Consider the following 16290-nt stretch of genomic DNA (forward strand, 5'->3'; position numbering starts at 1 on the left):
TTAATAAAATTTTGTTTTCAATTTACTTATTTTTATAGGAGATATTGTGATGAATTTCCATCCTTTTAAAAATGCCATAGGCATCATTTCTACCCGTGAAGCTGCAACACAGGTGCTTGATGAACTCAGAGCAATTGACTTTCCTATGCAGAAAATTTCTGTGTTTACTTTAGACTCTGAACACGAAAAGTTGCACGAGGATGCTAATACAGATAAACATCCCATAACTCCGATCGAAGGTGCTAAAGCTGGCGCAATTACAGGAGGAACAGCCGGGGGCTTCCTGGCACTCACAGCCGGACTTGGCGTATTAGTGATTCCCGGTTTTGGCCCGGCATTAGCGGTTGAGTCTGTGCTGGGTACACTGCTGGCGGGTGGAGCGAGTGCAATTTTTGGCAGTGTGTATGGTGCTTTTCAAGGTTGGTTTGCTCCCGAAAGGCAACCTAGACTCTGTGAGCCAACTACCTTACAAGAAGAATTTTTGGTGAAGCTAGAGGGAACAGTAGATGAAATATGGCAAGCAGAATCGATTCTCCGTTACTGGGGTGTGCGAGAGTGGCATATTTATGAACTTAGCAAAAGATTCTCGTAATAACACCAATTTGAAAAAAAGAAAAGTACAGATTCAAACAGAGAAATCCAGATTAAATCTGATGATTCTTAATTACGAATTCGTTTAACGGTTACTGCATGGAGACAAAGATGGCAACAAATACGATCGCTACAAATACTTTTGCTGATTCCACAAAAGATTTACTCAATTATGAATGGCATACTCTGGCAGAACAGCAGATTGTGCAAATGTTAGCCAGCCATCCAGAAGCAGGTTTGACTCATAAAGAAGCTACCACGCGGCATCAACAGATGGGTGCAAATCAACTAACTACTAAAGATGGTAAAAGTCCTTGGCTAAAATTTTTAGAGCAATTTAATCAACCACTACTATATATTTTGCTGACGGCAGGAGTAGTAACGCTGCTATTGCAAGATTGGATAGATGCCGGAGTAATTTTTGGTGTCACCCTAATTAATGTCATCATTGGCTACATTCAAGAATCGAAAGCAGAAGGTGCGATCGCAGCTCTATCTAAAGCTGTCACCACCGAAGCAACTGTAATTCGTGATGGACAAAAAACCCGTTTGGCTTCGATAGAACTTGTTCCGGGCGATTTGGTACTGCTAGCATCTGGGGATAAAGTACCTGCGGATCTGCGGCTATTAAGTGTGCGTGGGTTACAAGTTGACGAGTCTGGTTTAACAGGTGAATCCGTTCCGGTGGAGAAAGCAACTCCATCGCTGGCTGTCGAAACACCATTAGCCGAACGGAGCAATATGGCGTATGCAGGAAGTTTCGTCACCTTCGGACAAGCAGAAGGGATTGTAGTAGCGATCGCAGATGCCACTGAAACCGGTCGGATATCACAGTTAATTGAAAGCAGCACAGGGTTAAAAACACCACTGACGCGAAATATTGACAAGTTTAGCAAAACCTTGTTGTATGTGATCTTAGGTTTGGCTGCCCTGACATTTGCAGTCGGATTAGGACAAGGCGAATCTTGGATTAATGTTTTCAAAGCAGCTGTAGCTCTGGTAGTCAGCGCGGTTCCGGAAGGATTACCTGTAATTGTCACAGTCACGTTGGCGATCGGGGTTTCCCGCATGGCACGACGTAACGCGATTATTCGCAAGTTACCTGCTGTGGAAACATTGGGAAGTACAACTATTATTTGCTCTGACAAAACTGGCACGTTGACCGAAAATCAGATGACAGTTCAGAATATTTATGCAGGTGGGCAACACTACACCGTTAGCGGTATTGGTTATGCCCCAGAGGGTGAAATCCTCATGAATCAGCAGCCTATTGATTTCAATGCAGATGGACATGTTGCTCTTTGGGAATCTTTGGAAGCGGGATTACTATGCAATGATTCTCACATCGAATGGCGAGACGGACAGTGGAACTTAGTCGGAACCCCAACTGAGGGAGCATTGATTACGGCCGCTAATAAAGCGGAATTGACGCAAGAGAATCTAGAGCAAGAATTACCCAGAATCGATACTATTCCCTTTGAGTCCCAATTCCAATACATGGCGACTTTGCATGAATTGGATATAAAGCGCTCGCTCAATGTGATTTATCTCAAAGGTTCTGTGGAAGCAATTCTCCAACGATGCGATCGCATGTTCGATGCTCAAGGGCAACAGGCTGCGCTCAATCCAGCCACAGTAGAAGAGGAAGTTGCTGGCATGGCAAACCAAGGATTACGAGTGCTAGCTTTTGCTAGAAAAGAAGTTGCGGCTAAACGCTCTTTAAATCGCCACGATCTCGATCAAGGACTGGTGTTTTTAGGACTTCAAGGCATAATCGATCCGCCCCGTGAGGAAGCGATCGCTGCTGTGGGTGCCTGTCAATCTGCTGGGATTCAGGTGAAGATGATCACTGGAGATCATGCACTAACGGCAGCTGCGATCGCTCGCCAAATGGGAATTTGCTCGACTGAAGAACAGGTCTTCACCGGACAGCAATTAACTCAGATGGATGAAAAAGAATTCGCCCAAGCGGCCGAGCAAGGCATGGTATTTGCGCGAGTTGCTCCAGAACAAAAGTTGCGTTTGGTGAAAGCGTTGCAACTCAAGGGCGAAATTGTGGCGATGACTGGAGATGGTGTCAACGATGCTCCCGCTCTCAAGCAGGCAGATATTGGTGTAGCGATGGGCATAGCCGGGGCAGAGGTTGCCAAAGAATCGGCGGATATGCTTCTAACTGACGATAACTTCGCCTCAATTGAAGCTGCTGTCGAAGAAGGGCGCGGGGTTTACCGCAACTTGCGAAAAGCGATCGCTTTCTTGCTGCCGATCAACGTCGGAGAATCGATGACGATTTTAATTGCCATTCTCCTGTCTACTGCACTTCCCATCTTACCAATCCAAATTCTCTGGCTGAACATGGTCAGTTCAGTAGGGTTGATTGCTCCTTTAGCCTTTGAGCCAAAATCTGGACAAGTGATGCAGCAACCACCGCGCAATCCTAGAGAAAAGCTTTTATCAGGTAGTTTACTCCAGCGCATCTTAGCGATTTCCGCCTTCAATTGGCTAGTAATTTTTGGGGTATTTCAATGGATACTTCAAACTACAGACAATCAAGCCTTGGCACGCACGATGGCGATTAATGGGTTAGTGGCAGCAGAAATCTTTTACCTATTAAGCATTACCCAGCTTTTACCATCTCTAGTTGCCAAAATCCAAGGTAAACGCACACGCATAGCCTATGCACCTGCGATCGGAATTGTGGTTGTGGTGATTTTACAATGTCTGTTTAGTCAGTGGAGCATGATGAATCAAGTATTTAACACCACACCTTTGACATTTACCCAAGCTCTCATTTGTATGGGTGTAGGTTTGCCAGTGGTGTTTATAGCTCTCATCTTGCAGCGTTTCGATCCGCTCAACTAAGGATAGTGCTAGAGAAGCTAGGAAAATTTAGATGAAGTCAAACAACCATCACTCTTTGTGGTGGTGTGGTAGGACAACTAGCTTGGGTAAAACTTTTCACTAAAGGAATAGCAGTTTCATACAACGTCAGATGATTACGTTGGAGCCATACCTTAATAGATTAAAAATTCCATCGGTACATTTTGCTAGGTATGATATTTAATCTGTAAGCATTTACCTAGTAATAATCAGCTATGACCCAGAACTACCGCATTACTCTACTCCCCGGCGATGGCATTGGCCCTGAAATTATGGCAGTGGCGGTAGATGTGCTGAAAGTCGTAGGGAAGCAATTCGATCTGAAGTTTGAATTCCAAGAAGCTCTCATCGGTGGTGCAGCAATTGATGCCACAGGCGAACCCCTACCATCTGCCACTCTAGATACCTGCCGTAACAGTGATGCTGTATTACTTGCCGCTATTGGTGGTTATAAGTGGGATTCCCTGCCATCCAATTTACGCCCAGAAGCAGGTTTGTTGGGGCTACGTGCAGGTTTGGGATTATTTGCCAATTTGCGCCCAGCGAAAATTTTGCCCCAGCTAATCGACGCCTCGACTTTGAAACGCGAAGTTGTGGAAGGCGTGGATATTATGGTAGTGCGTGAACTCACTGGTGGGATTTACTTCGGTAAACCTAAAGGGATTTTTGCCACAGAAACTGGTGAAAAACGCGGTGTAAATACAATGGTTTACAGCGAATCGGAAATCGAACGCATTGGACGAGTGGCGTTTGAAGCAGCCCGCAAACGTGGCGGAAAACTTTGTTCGGTGGATAAAGCCAACGTATTAGAAGTATCTCAGTTGTGGCGCGATCGCATCACCCAACTTTCACAAGAATATCTAGATATCGAACTGTCTCATTTATATGTAGACAATGCTGCTATGCAGTTAGTACGCGCTCCCAAGCAGTTCGATACTATTGTCACAGGCAATTTGTTTGGTGATATTCTTTCTGATGCTGCTGCCATGCTCACAGGTAGTATTGGAATGTTGCCCTCGGCTAGTTTGGGTGCTTCTGGGCCTGGTGTATTTGAACCAGTTCATGGTTCCGCCCCGGATATTGCCGGACAGGATAAGGCAAATCCTCTGGCACAGGTTTTGAGTGTGGCGATGATGTTACGTTACGGTTTAGACCAACCACAAGCAGCAGATAACATCGAACAAGCCGTATTGCAAGTTTTAGAACAAGGCGATCGTACCGGGGATATAATTTCTCCAGGAAAAAACCTTTTAGGCTGCCGTGCTATGGGCGATGCACTGATTTTAGCTCTTGAAAAAAAATAATTAAAATGCCACTTGGGCAATTTGGCAACCTTTGCCATAAGTTTCGGGTAGACTAAAGGGAAATCTAGCAATCAAATAACAGTCGATAGTGTACGCATTACGACAAGGTCAAGTAAATTTTACCGCCCCGAAGAACCAATCGCCTTTGATTGATCCTGCTGTAATCAGAGCCGCCGGGCAGATATACTATACTCACTGTGAAGTACATCCCGAAATAGCTGGGCAACCTTCCGGTGTAGCAATTAATCGTGTGACTCATCGAGGTAAGGTTATTTTCACTAACCAACCAGTTCTTTTACCTCAAGAATGTTTTGTGCCCTTGAGTCAAATAGAATCGCACATGTATTAGTCATTGGTCAGTACAGACGCGATTAACCCTTGTCTGTACATTGGTCATTGGTCATTAGTTCTCGACAAAGGACAAAAGATAAACGACAAATGACACAGGACAAATGACAAAGGACAAATGATTGTATGGACATTTTGTTCGCCATTTTGGCGAGTGTAATGGTCTTTGCTTTAGGTGCATCTATTGGCAGTTTTATCAACGTTATTGTTTATCGGCTACCTGCTGGGTTGTCAATTCTTTGGCCGCCCTCTCGTTGTCCTAAATGCTTAAACCAGCTAAAAGCTTACGACAATGTACCAGTATTTGGTTGGATTTCGTTAAGAGGGCGCTGTCGATACTGCAAAAGCAAAATTTCTGTCCGTTATCCTGTGGTAGAAGGGGTAACGGGCATAATTTTTTTATTAGTTTTTTTGGTATTCCAAGTTTCGACTTTAACAATAGGCTATTGGGCTTTTTGTAGCTGGTTATTGGCACTATCGCTTATCGACCTAGATACAATGACCTTACCCAATCCACTTACTCAGTCGGGTTTGGTGGTGGGGATTTTGTTTCAAATGGTGGTTGGTTTTTTACCAGAGGATAGTTTCGTGGCATTGGTAAATCACCTGATGATGGCAATAGTCGGTGCAGTATTGGGCTTATGGTTATTTGATGCGATCGCTCTATTGGGTTCAATTGCCTTTGGTAAAACTGCAATGGGTGCAGGTGATGCCAAGTTAGCAGCTATGATGGGAGCCTGGTTAGGCTGGAAATATTTGCTCTTAGCTAGTTTTATTGCTTGTGTGCTAGGAGCGTTAATTGGCAGCAGTGTCATTATTATGCGTAGACGCAAAGCCGCGAGTCAAGAGACATCGCTACCAAAATTAGGACAAAAGATGCCTTTTGGCCCTTTTCTGGCTTTGGGATCTGTAATTACTCTATTTAGCGGCGAAGCCCTTTTGTCTAGCTACCTGCGGTTATTCTTCGCAGCGTCTTGAACTGGGTGGGGAAGAGGCAGGGGAGCAGGGGGCACGGGAGACAAGGGGACAAGGGGACAAGGGGACAAGGGGACTTAAATCAGAACTTGCAACAAGTGTTTCCCATTGTCCCCAATTTTCCTTGTCCCCAAGTCCTTTTCTCAATGCCCAATGCCCATTCATAATAAATATTTATAATTCGTGACTGTAACCAGCATTACCCCATCTACCCTTGATATTTTGATAATATTCAGCTTGTGACTTGTATTACCCTTATTAACTACCCGCCTGTCTAGACAGATGTAGTTCTTCCAATTCATCGGGAATACCCAAGAGAACTCCGTAGTTCTATTGGTCTAACATCCGTCCAAAGGCAGAAATTCTGATTCCCAAGACTCAAATCTTTTACCCATAGCTCTGCCCTACTCTTTCGGAGAAGCAAGCTACGCGTAGCGTCCCGTAGGGAAGGGTTTTCTTGCAACACATACCTGTAGGCTTGGTTTTCGCTTGTGGCATTGATGGTCAAGACAGTGAAGAAGGCAGAAGGCAGAGGGCAGAAGGTTTACTCTTGCAGTGTAAGCGTCTCCCCTTGGGAGAAGCTTTGCGAACAGACCTACACTGATTGCAGGACACACACCTGTGGCAGAGATTTTGGATTGTTGCTCTCAACCCTTACGGACTTCGGTCGTGGCAGAGGGCAGGAAGACGCTCGATGACTCGCTACCGCTACGCTATCAGAATTCCCTTCTGCCTTCTGCCTCCTGCCCTCTGCCTTTCTTGCTAACTATAATATCCGAGAAATCGGTATTCCGTATATATCCTGGATGCAATCGTCATCAGCCGCTCATAATCTCCACCTTATGAATACATTGTTCGCGTTAGCGTCTTGCAGAGAAGGTGGGGACTTCCGTAATCCGTTAACGACGATTAACCGTTGGCAATCACAACTAGTGCAACAGATGCTGATTGGTCATAACCTAGCAATACAAATCATTGATTTGGGTAGGAGGGGGAAAGCATCTTATTTGGAGGTTGGTATTCTCATGGCTTTGTCAGTATGTCCATATAATTAAGTCTGCTGAAAAAAGAGCAAGGACTTGTATTGGCATAAGTATTTTCGTTAAGCTGGCAACCAAAGATGAAAATTAAAGTCTGAATTGCTTAAAAGCTTACTTTGACGATGTAGCTATTAGTCATTAATAAAGACAAATGACGAAGGGCTAAGGATAATTCGATACGGCTTGGCATGTTTTCGACCTCATACCCACTTAAAATAAAATAAAAAATGGCTAACAACGAAGAATCACGCGGTTTAAAGTCTCTATTTGATTGGTTTGCAAATCGACGGAAGTCAGGATCTACCAGCCTCGAACGCCAAGAACGTGAAATTGCTGATGGGCTATGGCATAAATGTTCTAAATGCAGTGTGTTGGCATATACAAAAGACCTGAAAGCCAACCAGATGGTTTGTACTGAATGTGGTCATCACAATCGGGTAGACAGCGATGAGCGCATCCGTCAATTGATAGATCATAATACCTGGAAACCGCTAGACGAGCATTTGCGTCCAACCGATCCGCTCGAATTTCGCGATCGCAAACCCTACAGCGATCGCCTGCGGGAAATGCAGGAAAAAATTGGCTTAATAGACGCGGTTAAAACTGGTTTAGGTCAAATCAATGGTTTGCCCATTGCCCTTGGGGTTATGGACTTCCGCTTCATGGGTGGTAGCATGGGTTCAGTCGTGGGAGAAAGACTCACCCGCATGATTGAGCAAGCCACTCAACGACGCTATCCTGTGGTTATCGTCTGCACTTCTGGTGGCGCGAGAATGCAAGAAGGAATGCTCTCCCTGATGCAGATGGCGAAAATCTCCGCAGCCCTACAGCGCCATAAAGATGCGCGATTATTATATATTCCTGTTTTAACCAATCCCACAACAGGCGGCGTTACCGCTAGCTTTGCGATGTTAGGCGATATCATTTTGGCAGAACCCAAGGCAACCATTGGTTTTGCCGGTCGGCGAGTGATTGAGCAAACCCTGCGGGAAAAACTACCCGATGATTTTCAGACTGCTGAAGATTTACTCCTGCACGGTTTTGTTGATGATATCGTACCCCGTACCCAATTAAAGAACACCCTAGCCCAGCTGATTGCCCTACACCAGCCTGTACTAACAACACCTCAGATGGTGTTGTGGGAAACAATGTCCTTGACTTCTACTGCCGCCGAATAAAGCAGGGGGAGCAAGGGGAGCAGGGGGAGCAGAGGGAGAAAATGCTACCTTATCCCCCTATCCTCCTCATGCTCTCTCCGGCTCTTTGACAAAAAGCAATGGAACAAGGGCTGCTAGTCGAAATAGACTAGAGAGGGCGAACAACCCCAGTAAGCCTCCAAACTGAGCAAATTGGATGATGAAGCTGCCTATAGTTGTGCCTAAAGCACCACTCCCTCCAGCAACGGCAGCTGCGATCGCAAAATAGATAGACTGATTTTTAACTGGTGCGATCGCTAACTGTATATTGTTGTTACACAAGTCAATCGCCGCCCAAGTACCTCCAGCCAAGATGTGTAACAGGGGTAACCATAACCAAATGTCAAGGCGATCAGCACCAATCCCCAGCCAAAGCAGTGGTGTGGCTGCAACTAAAATCCCAATACAGATCAGGATGGGACGATTGCCTATCTTGTCTGCTAATTTGCCCCACACGATGAGCATCACCAGAGTCGCCGCCGCTTGAAGGCTATTGTAGATAGTCACATAGCTCACGTCTAAATCGAGCGTGTCGAGCATATAGAGGTTGAAAAAAGGACTGCTGATATTAACAGCAAGCGCCCAGAAGCTGAAATACAGCAGAAATTTCAAAAAGTTAGAGTTTTTCCAGATGCTAGAAGCTGGCGCAACAGGGGGGGCCAAATCCTCATCTGAATTATCCCCCTTGCTCTCTACTCCCTGCTCCTTTGCCTCTTGTTCAATCTCATTTGTTTGAGGTAACTTGCCATAATAAGTGTTTTGCGTAGCTTGCTGCCGTAGGCATCGCGGATTCATATCCACCTGGAAATATTGACACCCCAATCCCATAATCCCAAACACTATACCTATCAGCAGAACCACCCCATAGCCTTGAATACTTCCACCATACCAATGTGATACAACTAGACCAGCTATTGGTACGCAAACCAAATTGGTGAGACTAGCAGCACTATTGCGTATCCCAAAATACCTACCTCGCAATTGCCGGGGAACTATCATTGCTACCCAACTTAGCCATGATGCCGCTCCTAGTCCTCCCAAAAGATTGCTGAATAGAACAATCAAGAGTGTCAATATCACTAGCTGGTGAGTATTAATCACCCCCAGGCTGAGGCCGATAATACCGATTACTAGAACCAGCCATAGCAGCCGACCAATTCCGTGTGTCCGAAGAGAATATTGAAAGCGGCTGGTGCTACGTTCAGACAAGTAAGCACCCAACGGCTGAATAAGATTGACCAACATGGGGATAGAGCAAAGCATCCCAAATACCACTGGACTAGCACCCAATTCCACCAAAAAATTGCTGAGTAAAATTCCGCCAGTTCCAAGGGAGTAAATCGCTGCTAAGACAGAATCTGTAGTGGAGGCTTTTAAACTAGTGCGAATCGCATCCTTGGGAATTCGAGAGGTTGGAGAAAGTGCTGTGGGCGGTAAGGCAATCTGGGGAATTTCTAGAGTCCGTGATGCAGTTGTTTCAACCTGAACAAAATCCATAATGTATGTTTATGAGTAAAACATCCTGACATAAATCCGGTTGTTGAGATCAGTATGCTTCCATCAGCATTTTTGATAAGTTTTTGTTATTTTAGCTTGCAATTTTCAACCAAAATTTCAAATAAGTAAAATATCACTCCTTAATAACACAAGGTACAAGTAATAAGAGAGACTGTTATTTGTCTGTGGTCAAGAAAAGATTACTTAATTTTTTGGGATTGGCGATCGCGATCGTCATTAGACCTCTTGCAAAAGTCCCTAACACCCCACCCCCAACCCCTCCCCGCTCTTCGGGCTACGGTGTACACACAAGTCGAATTACCCCCCTTAATCCCCCCTTATTATGAGGGGAAACAAGAAATCTAGTTCCCTCACGCCACATGCTTCAAGTCGGGCATTGCCCGCCCAACGCAGTGGCTCCCCTTTATAAAGGGAGGGTTAGGGTGGGGTAAAACCTTGGGTTTTTCAACTATTTCAGACTTGTGTATACACCGTAGGCTCTTCGGGAGGGGAGCGTTTGCCTCAGCAAATGCGGGGTGAGGTTCTTTATTTTTGATTTATGCAAGAGGTCTATTATTGGCGGTAGTTAACTACGCTACACCGTGATAGGTACACATTTTTGTTAGCAGTAGCGACTTTTCAAAGACGAACGGATTTGGGCAAAGGATGATTGCCCATAGCATAGTTCATGCCCCTTTCATCTTCATGATGCAGCAGTTTTTCGTTAATTTTCCTAAATGTAATTAATTAAGAGTTAAAAGTTCTTCCCCTGCTCTCCCTGCTCCCTCTGCTCCCCCCACTCCCCTTCCCGATTCCCAAACAGTATTTTGGGCAACAAATTGCACTCCTAACGTGATATTGGTATTACAGCGACTCAATCTCTATCTATCAGTTAACAAGCATTATGGGTTTTGCAGACCTATCAATCGCAGAGATAGCAGCCGACTACAGCGTTCCTGTAGAAAAAGTGTTTTCTCTGTGCAACCAACTGGGAATTCCTTACAAACACCAAAAGACTCGTTTGGCGTTAGAAGATGCAAAGGCAATTATTTCCCAAATATCGTCTGAAATAGGCCCAAAAGGTACTAGCGACTCGATGGACGATGATCGCGAGGATACCTGAAGGGTTATCTCGGACTTTGGCTAATCACTGATAACTAATGATAAAAAACAAAGAGTCATTAGCAATTAGCAGCTTGGAGATTGAGAATCGCTTTCTTAGCTGTGTTGAGCGTCAAAATCTTTAAGGGGAAACATGTTTAGAAGACTAATTGGCGTTGTTGTGGCTACTGTTTTACTCTCGTTTCAGTTGCTTGTTGGTAGCGCGACAGCAGTGGAACTCGACAAAGCTACCCGGACAGTGCCATTAAATGCTCAGGGTGATACTGTCGTACTTAGCCTTAAACAAGTCAAAGAAGGCAAACGCTTATTTAATTACGCTTGCGCCCAATGTCATGCTGGGGGAGTTACCAAAACAAATCAGAACGTAGGACTCACTCCAGAAGACCTGGCACTGGCAACACCCAACCGTAATAACATTGAAGGCTTGGTGGATTATCTGAAAAATCCCACTACTTACGACGGAGAAGAAGAGATTTCCGAAATCCACCCTAGTATCAAAAGTGCAGATATTTTCACAGCAATGCGAAATCTGACAGATGATGACTTGGAGGCGGTCGCCGGTCATATTCTTTTACAACCCAAAATCGTCGGCACTAAGTGGGGAGGTGGAAAAATCTATTACTAAATCCTGGAATTAGTGCTGAGTCATTGGGGCATAGGGCATAGGGCATAGGGTATGGCATTCCTTATTCCCCATTCCCCATTCCCCAGTTTTCACCAAAGTTTAGCTGCTTTCGTTCTTGCAGCAGCACAAAATATTCTTGTTTGGGTCACAAAAAATTCTTCAAAAGTCAAAATCTTCCTAAAGAAAAATAAAAATCTTTTATTTTACCGTTTGCCTTTATTCACAGGCTTTTTGGGCTATGGCAGTCTAGTATTTATTACTGATTGCCCAACTTTTTGCAATAAATTGCTCCCTATTTTGAAAAAAAAATTGTATCTATGACAGATTGTCATACTTTGGCGTTGATTTTATTTAAAATGAGAAAGGAAAAAAAAATTGTTTCTTAGGAGAGAGCCATGAAATTGATCTCGGCAAGCTGGAGACGTCTTAGTTTAGCTGTGTTGACAATCCTTTTAGTTGTTAGCAGCTTTGCTGTTTTTACTCCCAGTGCTTCGGCTGAAACCTACAAGGTGAAATTGGGTAGCGATAAAGGAATGCTGGCATTTGAACCGAAAAAGCTGACAATTAAACCAGGTGACACAATTGAATGGGTCAACAATAAAGTTCCTCCCCATAATGTTGTGTTTGATGCTGCCAAAAACCCCGCCAAGGATGCCGCTTTAGCAAAATCTCTGTCTCATAAGAATTTGCTGATGAGTGCTGGTCAAAAAGAAACAACCACCTTCCCCGCAGACGCACCTGCTGGTGACTACACCTTCTACTGCGAACCCCACCGTGGTGCTGGCATGGTTGGTACAATCACTGTCCAAGGCTAGAAACATCCTCATTCACACGAGATGATTTTCTGAGCTTTTATTCTCTGAAATTAGCTCATAGCAACACATCACACTCCTAGAGTGACGCATACAATGGATAAATGGTGGTAACGAGTCTTATCCTCCCTTAAGATGCTAAGTAACCTGTGGCAATAGAGGGGTAAACTCGTTACCGCCAATTTTGATCAAACTTGACTTAATCAGGCATTAATCGCGTTTATACTCTTGCTGGAGGCTTGTTGCGAGGAAATTCTGTTGAGAATACTTTTATTAATTCTACTGTTGGCGATCGCTCTATTCAACTTGATATTCATTAGTCCAGCACTAGCTGCCGAAATATCTAACGGTGCTAAAATTTTCGAGGCTAACTGTGCTTCTTGCCATATAGGTGGCGGTAATATCCTTATTAGCCAGAAAACTTTGAAAAAGGAAGCATTGTTAAAGTACTTAGAAAATTATGATAGCGACTCAATCGAGGCGATTATCCACCAAGTGCAAAATGGTAAAAATGCTATGCCTGCCTTTAAAGGCAAGTTGAGTTCTGAGGAGATTCTGGAGGTAGCTGGTTACGTTTTTCAGAATGCAGAACAAGGCTGGTAAAGACTGTTCCCGAACCCGCTTCAGTTTATCAGTTTAGTTGCCAATAAAAATCAGCCTATCCCGCACTTTATCACTTGGGATGGGCTGAATAAAAGGTAACAATGCCAATGGTTAGAAAGCACCAGCTTTCAAATAGCTATCTGGCGATTATTTTTCTGGATTAGACTTTTCTCTTTTTTCCTTCAATTCACGCAACCGTTCTACTAATTTCCCATCCGATTCAGTAGAGGGTGTCAGCTGACTCTTATTGACTCTTGGCAGCAATAATGATTCGGAAGTAGTAGCCGCCGATGAAGGCGTAAGCTGGTTATTTTTAATTTGCAGTTCAGGGAATGGTTTAGAAGTAATTGCTGGTGAAGTTGTAGGTTGATTGCTATTGTCTCCCGTTGCAGATAATGGTTTAAGAGTGCCTGTTGAAAAGGATGCAGGCTGGTTATTTCTGATTCGTAGTTCAGATAATGGTTTGGGAGCAGATGTTGGTGAGAACTTAGGCTGATTGCCATTAACTTCTGGTGCAGTTAATGGTTTAAGAATACCTGTAGATGAGGAACCAGGTTGATTATTTCTGATTCGCAATTCAGGAAATGGTTTGGGGGTAAGCTGATTGTTATTGATTCCCGGTGCAGATAATTGAGTAGCCCCAGTAGTATTGCTAATATTGTTTTGGAAACTTAGGTTAAATGGATAGGAACTAATCCGTTTATCTCCCTTGGGGGATTGCTTGTTAAAGTATTCTCTTGCTTCTGATTTCAATTCCGGGGAAACTAACTTGTCTTGAAACTTGATATCTAAGACTTTACCATCAGGATCTACCACTAATACACCCAAAACAGCACCTTCAAGATTCGGCTTCTTGGTGGGTAATGTTTGGCGGATGACTGGTTTTTGTTCAGCATTGGGGTATTGTTGCTGGACTTCTTTTCTCAGGTTTGCGTAGGAGTCTAGCTGTGCTATGGCCAGTTGAGTTCCTTTGGCAGATAAATCGGGTGCTTGTGACGCGGTTCCCCTCATTAAAGTTAAGCTATCCCCAGCCCTTGGAGCTTGTTTTAAAGAAGTTATCAACGGGTTTTGAGCAATTCTAGACGCATTATTAACCGATTGCGCCAATTGTGCTGTTGTAATGGGGTTAGTATCAGATAAGTTTGGAGATTGAGCACTCCGCAGAATATCATCAGGTATTTGCTGCGACTGCAATTGTGGCAATCTATTGACACCCAACGGTTTTTGCAGACTATCATCAGGTATTTTCTGCGATTGCAATTCTGGTAATCTATTTACACCCAACGGCACAGGTGCTTCGTATTTGGTATTACTGACATTTACACTAGGAACTGATCGAGAAAATTTAGGGCTGTTATTGAATTTAGAACTATCAAATTTAGAGGCGTCAAATCCCAAATTCCCACTAGGAATCATTCGCAAAGACTGCCTTGTAGGTAAGGAGGAAACTCGATAGTTATTCGATGATGCGGGTAGCGGAGGCAGTACTAGCTGACTGGATGGCGCTGGTGCCACTGGGGGCAATAGAGTTTGGGCGCTAAAGTTGGGGGCAGAAAGTGGTGCTATTGGAGGAAGTTGCTGTAAACCAACTTGGGGTGTGCTTTGTGGCAAACGGCTTTGGTCGGCTTGGCTCAATTCCAAAAGTCCGACGGTTTTTGATGATGCTGTATCTTTGGGTTTGCTAGAATCCATAGGCATCAATGGCACAATCATCGCGATCGCACCGTGGATGCCAAGAGAAGCTATAGCTGCTATCCCAATTGGCTGGCTTAAAAGTTCTGGTATATTTCTAAACAGGGAGACGTAAGACATAGCTGTTATCGTTCACTCTACTCAGTTGCAGTTGACTAGCGTTTTATCTTTTTGATTATCTTGCAAGATATTGCGAGATATGCATCCCACTAAAGAAATAATAACTTCATATCCTGGCAATAAAAACGCCAAAATTGCCATTTATTCAAGTTTTTAATCGATCAATGACGCTGTATCATGTGTTCCAATTTGAGCTTGCTAAAGAAATATTTTAAAAACTACTACTTTTGATTTCTTTTCTTATTGTTATGACGCACACAATTAGAATTAATATCTCGGATATTTATTAAAGTTTAACTGAAAGCAAGTTTGAGCAGATAACAACATCTCTTGAAGTTGCTTTGTTTTTTCTCCTGTTTTCTACTCAACTACACTTCTGTAACAGATGCCACACTTACTTAATCCTATGACTAGCCCCTATGTGAAAATACTACCACATCAGCAGTCCCTAAATCTGTTGCAAATTGTACAATTTTACTGAAATTTTAGCCCTAACCCCACCAAAGCTATTTGGGTTTTTATAAAAAGAGTCAGTTGTGTGATCGCAATTCTAACTTTTGACTACTTCTTCGTCAAAAAAGTTCAAACCCTTATCAATACATTGCATCCAAAATTTAAAATGCCGTTACCAACAGTTATTGTACCTGGATATCTAGAAAGCGCGATCGCTTACCACCAACTAGAACAATCCCTACAACAGTTAGATTTTCCAACTGTTACAGTACCACTGCGACGGCGTGACTGGCTACCCACTATTGGAGGAAGACCTGTAACGCCAATTTTGCAACAACTTGATCTTACAATCAAGCAGACATTAGAGCAACATAATGCTACTCAAATTAACTTAATTGCTCACTCAGCAGGAGGTTGGATATCCCGCATCTACATGGGAGAAAAGCCTTATTTAGGGCGCGGTAATGTCAAACCATCTCTCTGGGAAGGTCATCCACTGATTGGTACTCTCATCACCTTGGGTACACCCCATATTAGTCAAGAACGCTGGACGCGCTCCAATCTAGATTTTGTCACCAATAACTACCCAGGAGCTTTTTACAAAAACGTTAATTACGTTTGTGTGGCTGGCAAAACTATCTTTGGACAAAGGCGACGCGGTAGTTGGTTAGCTTACAATAGTTACCAATTAACCTGTGGTAAAGGTAACACTTGGGGAGATGGAATCACACCCATTGAAGCTGCTCACCTAGAAGGGGCAGAAAATCTGGTGATTGAAGGTGTGAGGCATTCTCCCAGAAGTCCCGGGATTTGGTATGGTTCCGCAGAACCCTTAAAAACTTGGGCACAATATTTGATTTAACTGATATCTGATGCTAGTCCCAACAATCGCCTAGTAATTCATTGCTAGGCTATGTATAAAAATGACTAGTAAACAATTTCAGTCCACTTGAGTGGACTTGGGCTATTAGCTTCAGACTTAAGTCTGAGGCAAGCTAGTTAGCTCATCAAGAATCGTTTAATATATTTAAT

Annotated in this window: 15 protein-coding genes; 13 read left to right on the forward strand and 2 right to left on the reverse strand. The window is 43.8% G+C overall.

Annotation, left to right across the window (positions count from 1 at the left end; all coding sequences use genetic code 11):
- Nucleotides 1-49 precede the first annotated feature (49 nt).
- From RMZ43_RS06155 to accD, 8 genes are all read left to right on the forward strand, one after another.
- Entirely contained in the window at nucleotides 50-592 is a 543-nt protein-coding gene (locus tag RMZ43_RS06155) for a hypothetical protein (protein WP_322655162.1), read from the forward strand.
- 110 nt (nucleotides 593-702) lie between these two features.
- Nucleotides 703-3453: an HAD-IC family P-type ATPase gene (locus tag RMZ43_RS06160; protein WP_322655163.1), complete on the forward strand. Its 2751-nt coding sequence runs from the start codon at nucleotides 703-705 to the stop codon at nucleotides 3451-3453.
- 233 nt (nucleotides 3454-3686) lie between these two features.
- Nucleotides 3687-4775 carry a 3-isopropylmalate dehydrogenase gene (leuB, locus tag RMZ43_RS06165; RefSeq protein ID WP_322655164.1) on the forward strand — a complete coding sequence of 363 codons (1089 nt, stop codon included), beginning with the start codon at nucleotides 3687-3689 and terminating at the stop codon, nucleotides 4773-4775.
- Between the two features lie 88 nt (nucleotides 4776-4863).
- Nucleotides 4864-5124, forward strand: a complete 261-nt coding sequence (locus RMZ43_RS06170) for a hypothetical protein (RefSeq protein WP_104908437.1) — start codon at nucleotides 4864-4866, stop codon at nucleotides 5122-5124.
- A gap of 125 nt (nucleotides 5125-5249) precedes the next feature.
- Nucleotides 5250-6101: a prepilin peptidase gene (locus RMZ43_RS06175; protein WP_322655165.1), complete on the forward strand. Its 852-nt coding sequence runs from the start codon at nucleotides 5250-5252 to the stop codon at nucleotides 6099-6101.
- Nucleotides 6102-6555: 454 nt separating this feature from the next.
- On the forward strand, nucleotides 6556-6702 hold the full coding sequence (locus RMZ43_RS06180) for a hypothetical protein (protein ID WP_322655166.1): 147 nt from the start codon (nucleotides 6556-6558) through the stop codon (nucleotides 6700-6702).
- Between the two features lie 238 nt (nucleotides 6703-6940).
- Complete coding sequence (locus RMZ43_RS06185) at nucleotides 6941-7153, forward strand: hypothetical protein (protein WP_322646197.1); 213 nt, start codon at nucleotides 6941-6943, stop codon at nucleotides 7151-7153.
- A 212-nt stretch (nucleotides 7154-7365) separates the two neighbouring features.
- Complete coding sequence (gene accD, locus RMZ43_RS06190) at nucleotides 7366-8316, forward strand: acetyl-CoA carboxylase, carboxyltransferase subunit beta (protein WP_229453450.1); 951 nt, start codon at nucleotides 7366-7368, stop codon at nucleotides 8314-8316.
- A 66-nt stretch (nucleotides 8317-8382) separates the two neighbouring features.
- Here accD and RMZ43_RS06195 read toward each other — a convergent pair whose 3' ends face one another.
- Nucleotides 8383-9831 carry an MFS transporter gene (locus RMZ43_RS06195; RefSeq protein WP_322655167.1) on the reverse strand — a complete coding sequence of 483 codons (1449 nt, stop codon included), beginning with the start codon at nucleotides 9829-9831 and terminating at the stop codon, nucleotides 8383-8385.
- 904 nt (nucleotides 9832-10735) lie between these two features.
- On the opposite strand from RMZ43_RS06195, the gene RMZ43_RS06200 reads away from it, so the two are divergent.
- The 4 genes from RMZ43_RS06200 to petJ all read left to right on the forward strand — a co-directional run bounded on the left by RMZ43_RS06200 (nucleotide 10736) and on the right by petJ (nucleotide 12993).
- On the forward strand, nucleotides 10736-10954 hold the full coding sequence (locus tag RMZ43_RS06200; RefSeq protein WP_322646195.1) for a hypothetical protein: 219 nt from the start codon (nucleotides 10736-10738) through the stop codon (nucleotides 10952-10954).
- A 132-nt stretch (nucleotides 10955-11086) separates the two neighbouring features.
- Nucleotides 11087-11578 (forward strand): photosystem II cytochrome c-550, encoded by a 492-nt coding sequence (gene psbV / locus RMZ43_RS06205; RefSeq protein WP_322646194.1) that lies wholly within the window; start codon nucleotides 11087-11089, stop codon nucleotides 11576-11578.
- 395 nt (nucleotides 11579-11973) lie between these two features.
- Entirely contained in the window at nucleotides 11974-12393 is a 420-nt protein-coding gene (gene petE, locus RMZ43_RS06210; protein ID WP_322646193.1) for a plastocyanin, read from the forward strand.
- Nucleotides 12394-12648: 255 nt separating this feature from the next.
- The gene (gene petJ, locus RMZ43_RS06215; RefSeq protein ID WP_322655168.1) at nucleotides 12649-12993 is read left to right on the forward strand and encodes a cytochrome c6 PetJ; all 345 of its coding nucleotides are present in this window, start codon (nucleotides 12649-12651) and stop codon (nucleotides 12991-12993) included.
- A 147-nt stretch (nucleotides 12994-13140) separates the two neighbouring features.
- Here petJ and RMZ43_RS06220 read toward each other — a convergent pair whose 3' ends face one another.
- A complete protein-coding gene (locus RMZ43_RS06220; RefSeq protein ID WP_322655169.1) occupies nucleotides 13141-14805 on the reverse strand; it encodes a hypothetical protein in 1665 nt (554 codons plus the stop codon).
- A 619-nt stretch (nucleotides 14806-15424) separates the two neighbouring features.
- Here RMZ43_RS06220 and RMZ43_RS06225 point away from each other — a divergent pair.
- Nucleotides 15425-16120: an esterase/lipase family protein gene (locus tag RMZ43_RS06225; RefSeq protein WP_322655170.1), complete on the forward strand. Its 696-nt coding sequence runs from the start codon at nucleotides 15425-15427 to the stop codon at nucleotides 16118-16120.
- The last annotated feature ends 170 nt before the right edge of the window (nucleotides 16121-16290 follow it).

The organism is Nostoc sp. CmiVER01, assembly GCF_034531135.2.
Classification (GTDB): domain Bacteria; phylum Cyanobacteriota; class Cyanobacteriia; order Cyanobacteriales; family Nostocaceae; genus Nostoc.

Coding starts and splice junctions, on each gene's coding strand:
- leuB (WP_322655164.1), top strand. CDS start 3,687: ATGACCCAGAACTACCGCATTACTCTACTCCCCGGCGATGGCATTGGC.
- RMZ43_RS06195 (WP_322655167.1), bottom strand. CDS start 9,831: ATGGATTTTGTTCAGGTTGAAACAACTGCATCACGGACTCTAGAAATT.
- RMZ43_RS06200 (WP_322646195.1), top strand. CDS start 10,736: ATGGGTTTTGCAGACCTATCAATCGCAGAGATAGCAGCCGACTACAGC.
- RMZ43_RS06220 (WP_322655169.1), bottom strand. CDS start 14,805: ATGTCTTACGTCTCCCTGTTTAGAAATATACCAGAACTTTTAAGCCAG.
- RMZ43_RS06155 (WP_322655162.1), top strand. CDS start 50: ATGAATTTCCATCCTTTTAAAAATGCCATAGGCATCATTTCTACCCGT.
- RMZ43_RS06185 (WP_322646197.1), top strand. CDS start 6,941: ATGAATACATTGTTCGCGTTAGCGTCTTGCAGAGAAGGTGGGGACTTC.
- RMZ43_RS06175 (WP_322655165.1), top strand. CDS start 5,250: ATGGACATTTTGTTCGCCATTTTGGCGAGTGTAATGGTCTTTGCTTTA.
- psbV (WP_322646194.1), top strand. CDS start 11,087: ATGTTTAGAAGACTAATTGGCGTTGTTGTGGCTACTGTTTTACTCTCG.
- RMZ43_RS06160 (WP_322655163.1), top strand. CDS start 703: ATGGCAACAAATACGATCGCTACAAATACTTTTGCTGATTCCACAAAA.
- accD (WP_229453450.1), top strand. CDS start 7,366: ATGGCTAACAACGAAGAATCACGCGGTTTAAAGTCTCTATTTGATTGG.
- RMZ43_RS06225 (WP_322655170.1), top strand. CDS start 15,425: ATGCCGTTACCAACAGTTATTGTACCTGGATATCTAGAAAGCGCGATC.
- petE (WP_322646193.1), top strand. CDS start 11,974: ATGAAATTGATCTCGGCAAGCTGGAGACGTCTTAGTTTAGCTGTGTTG.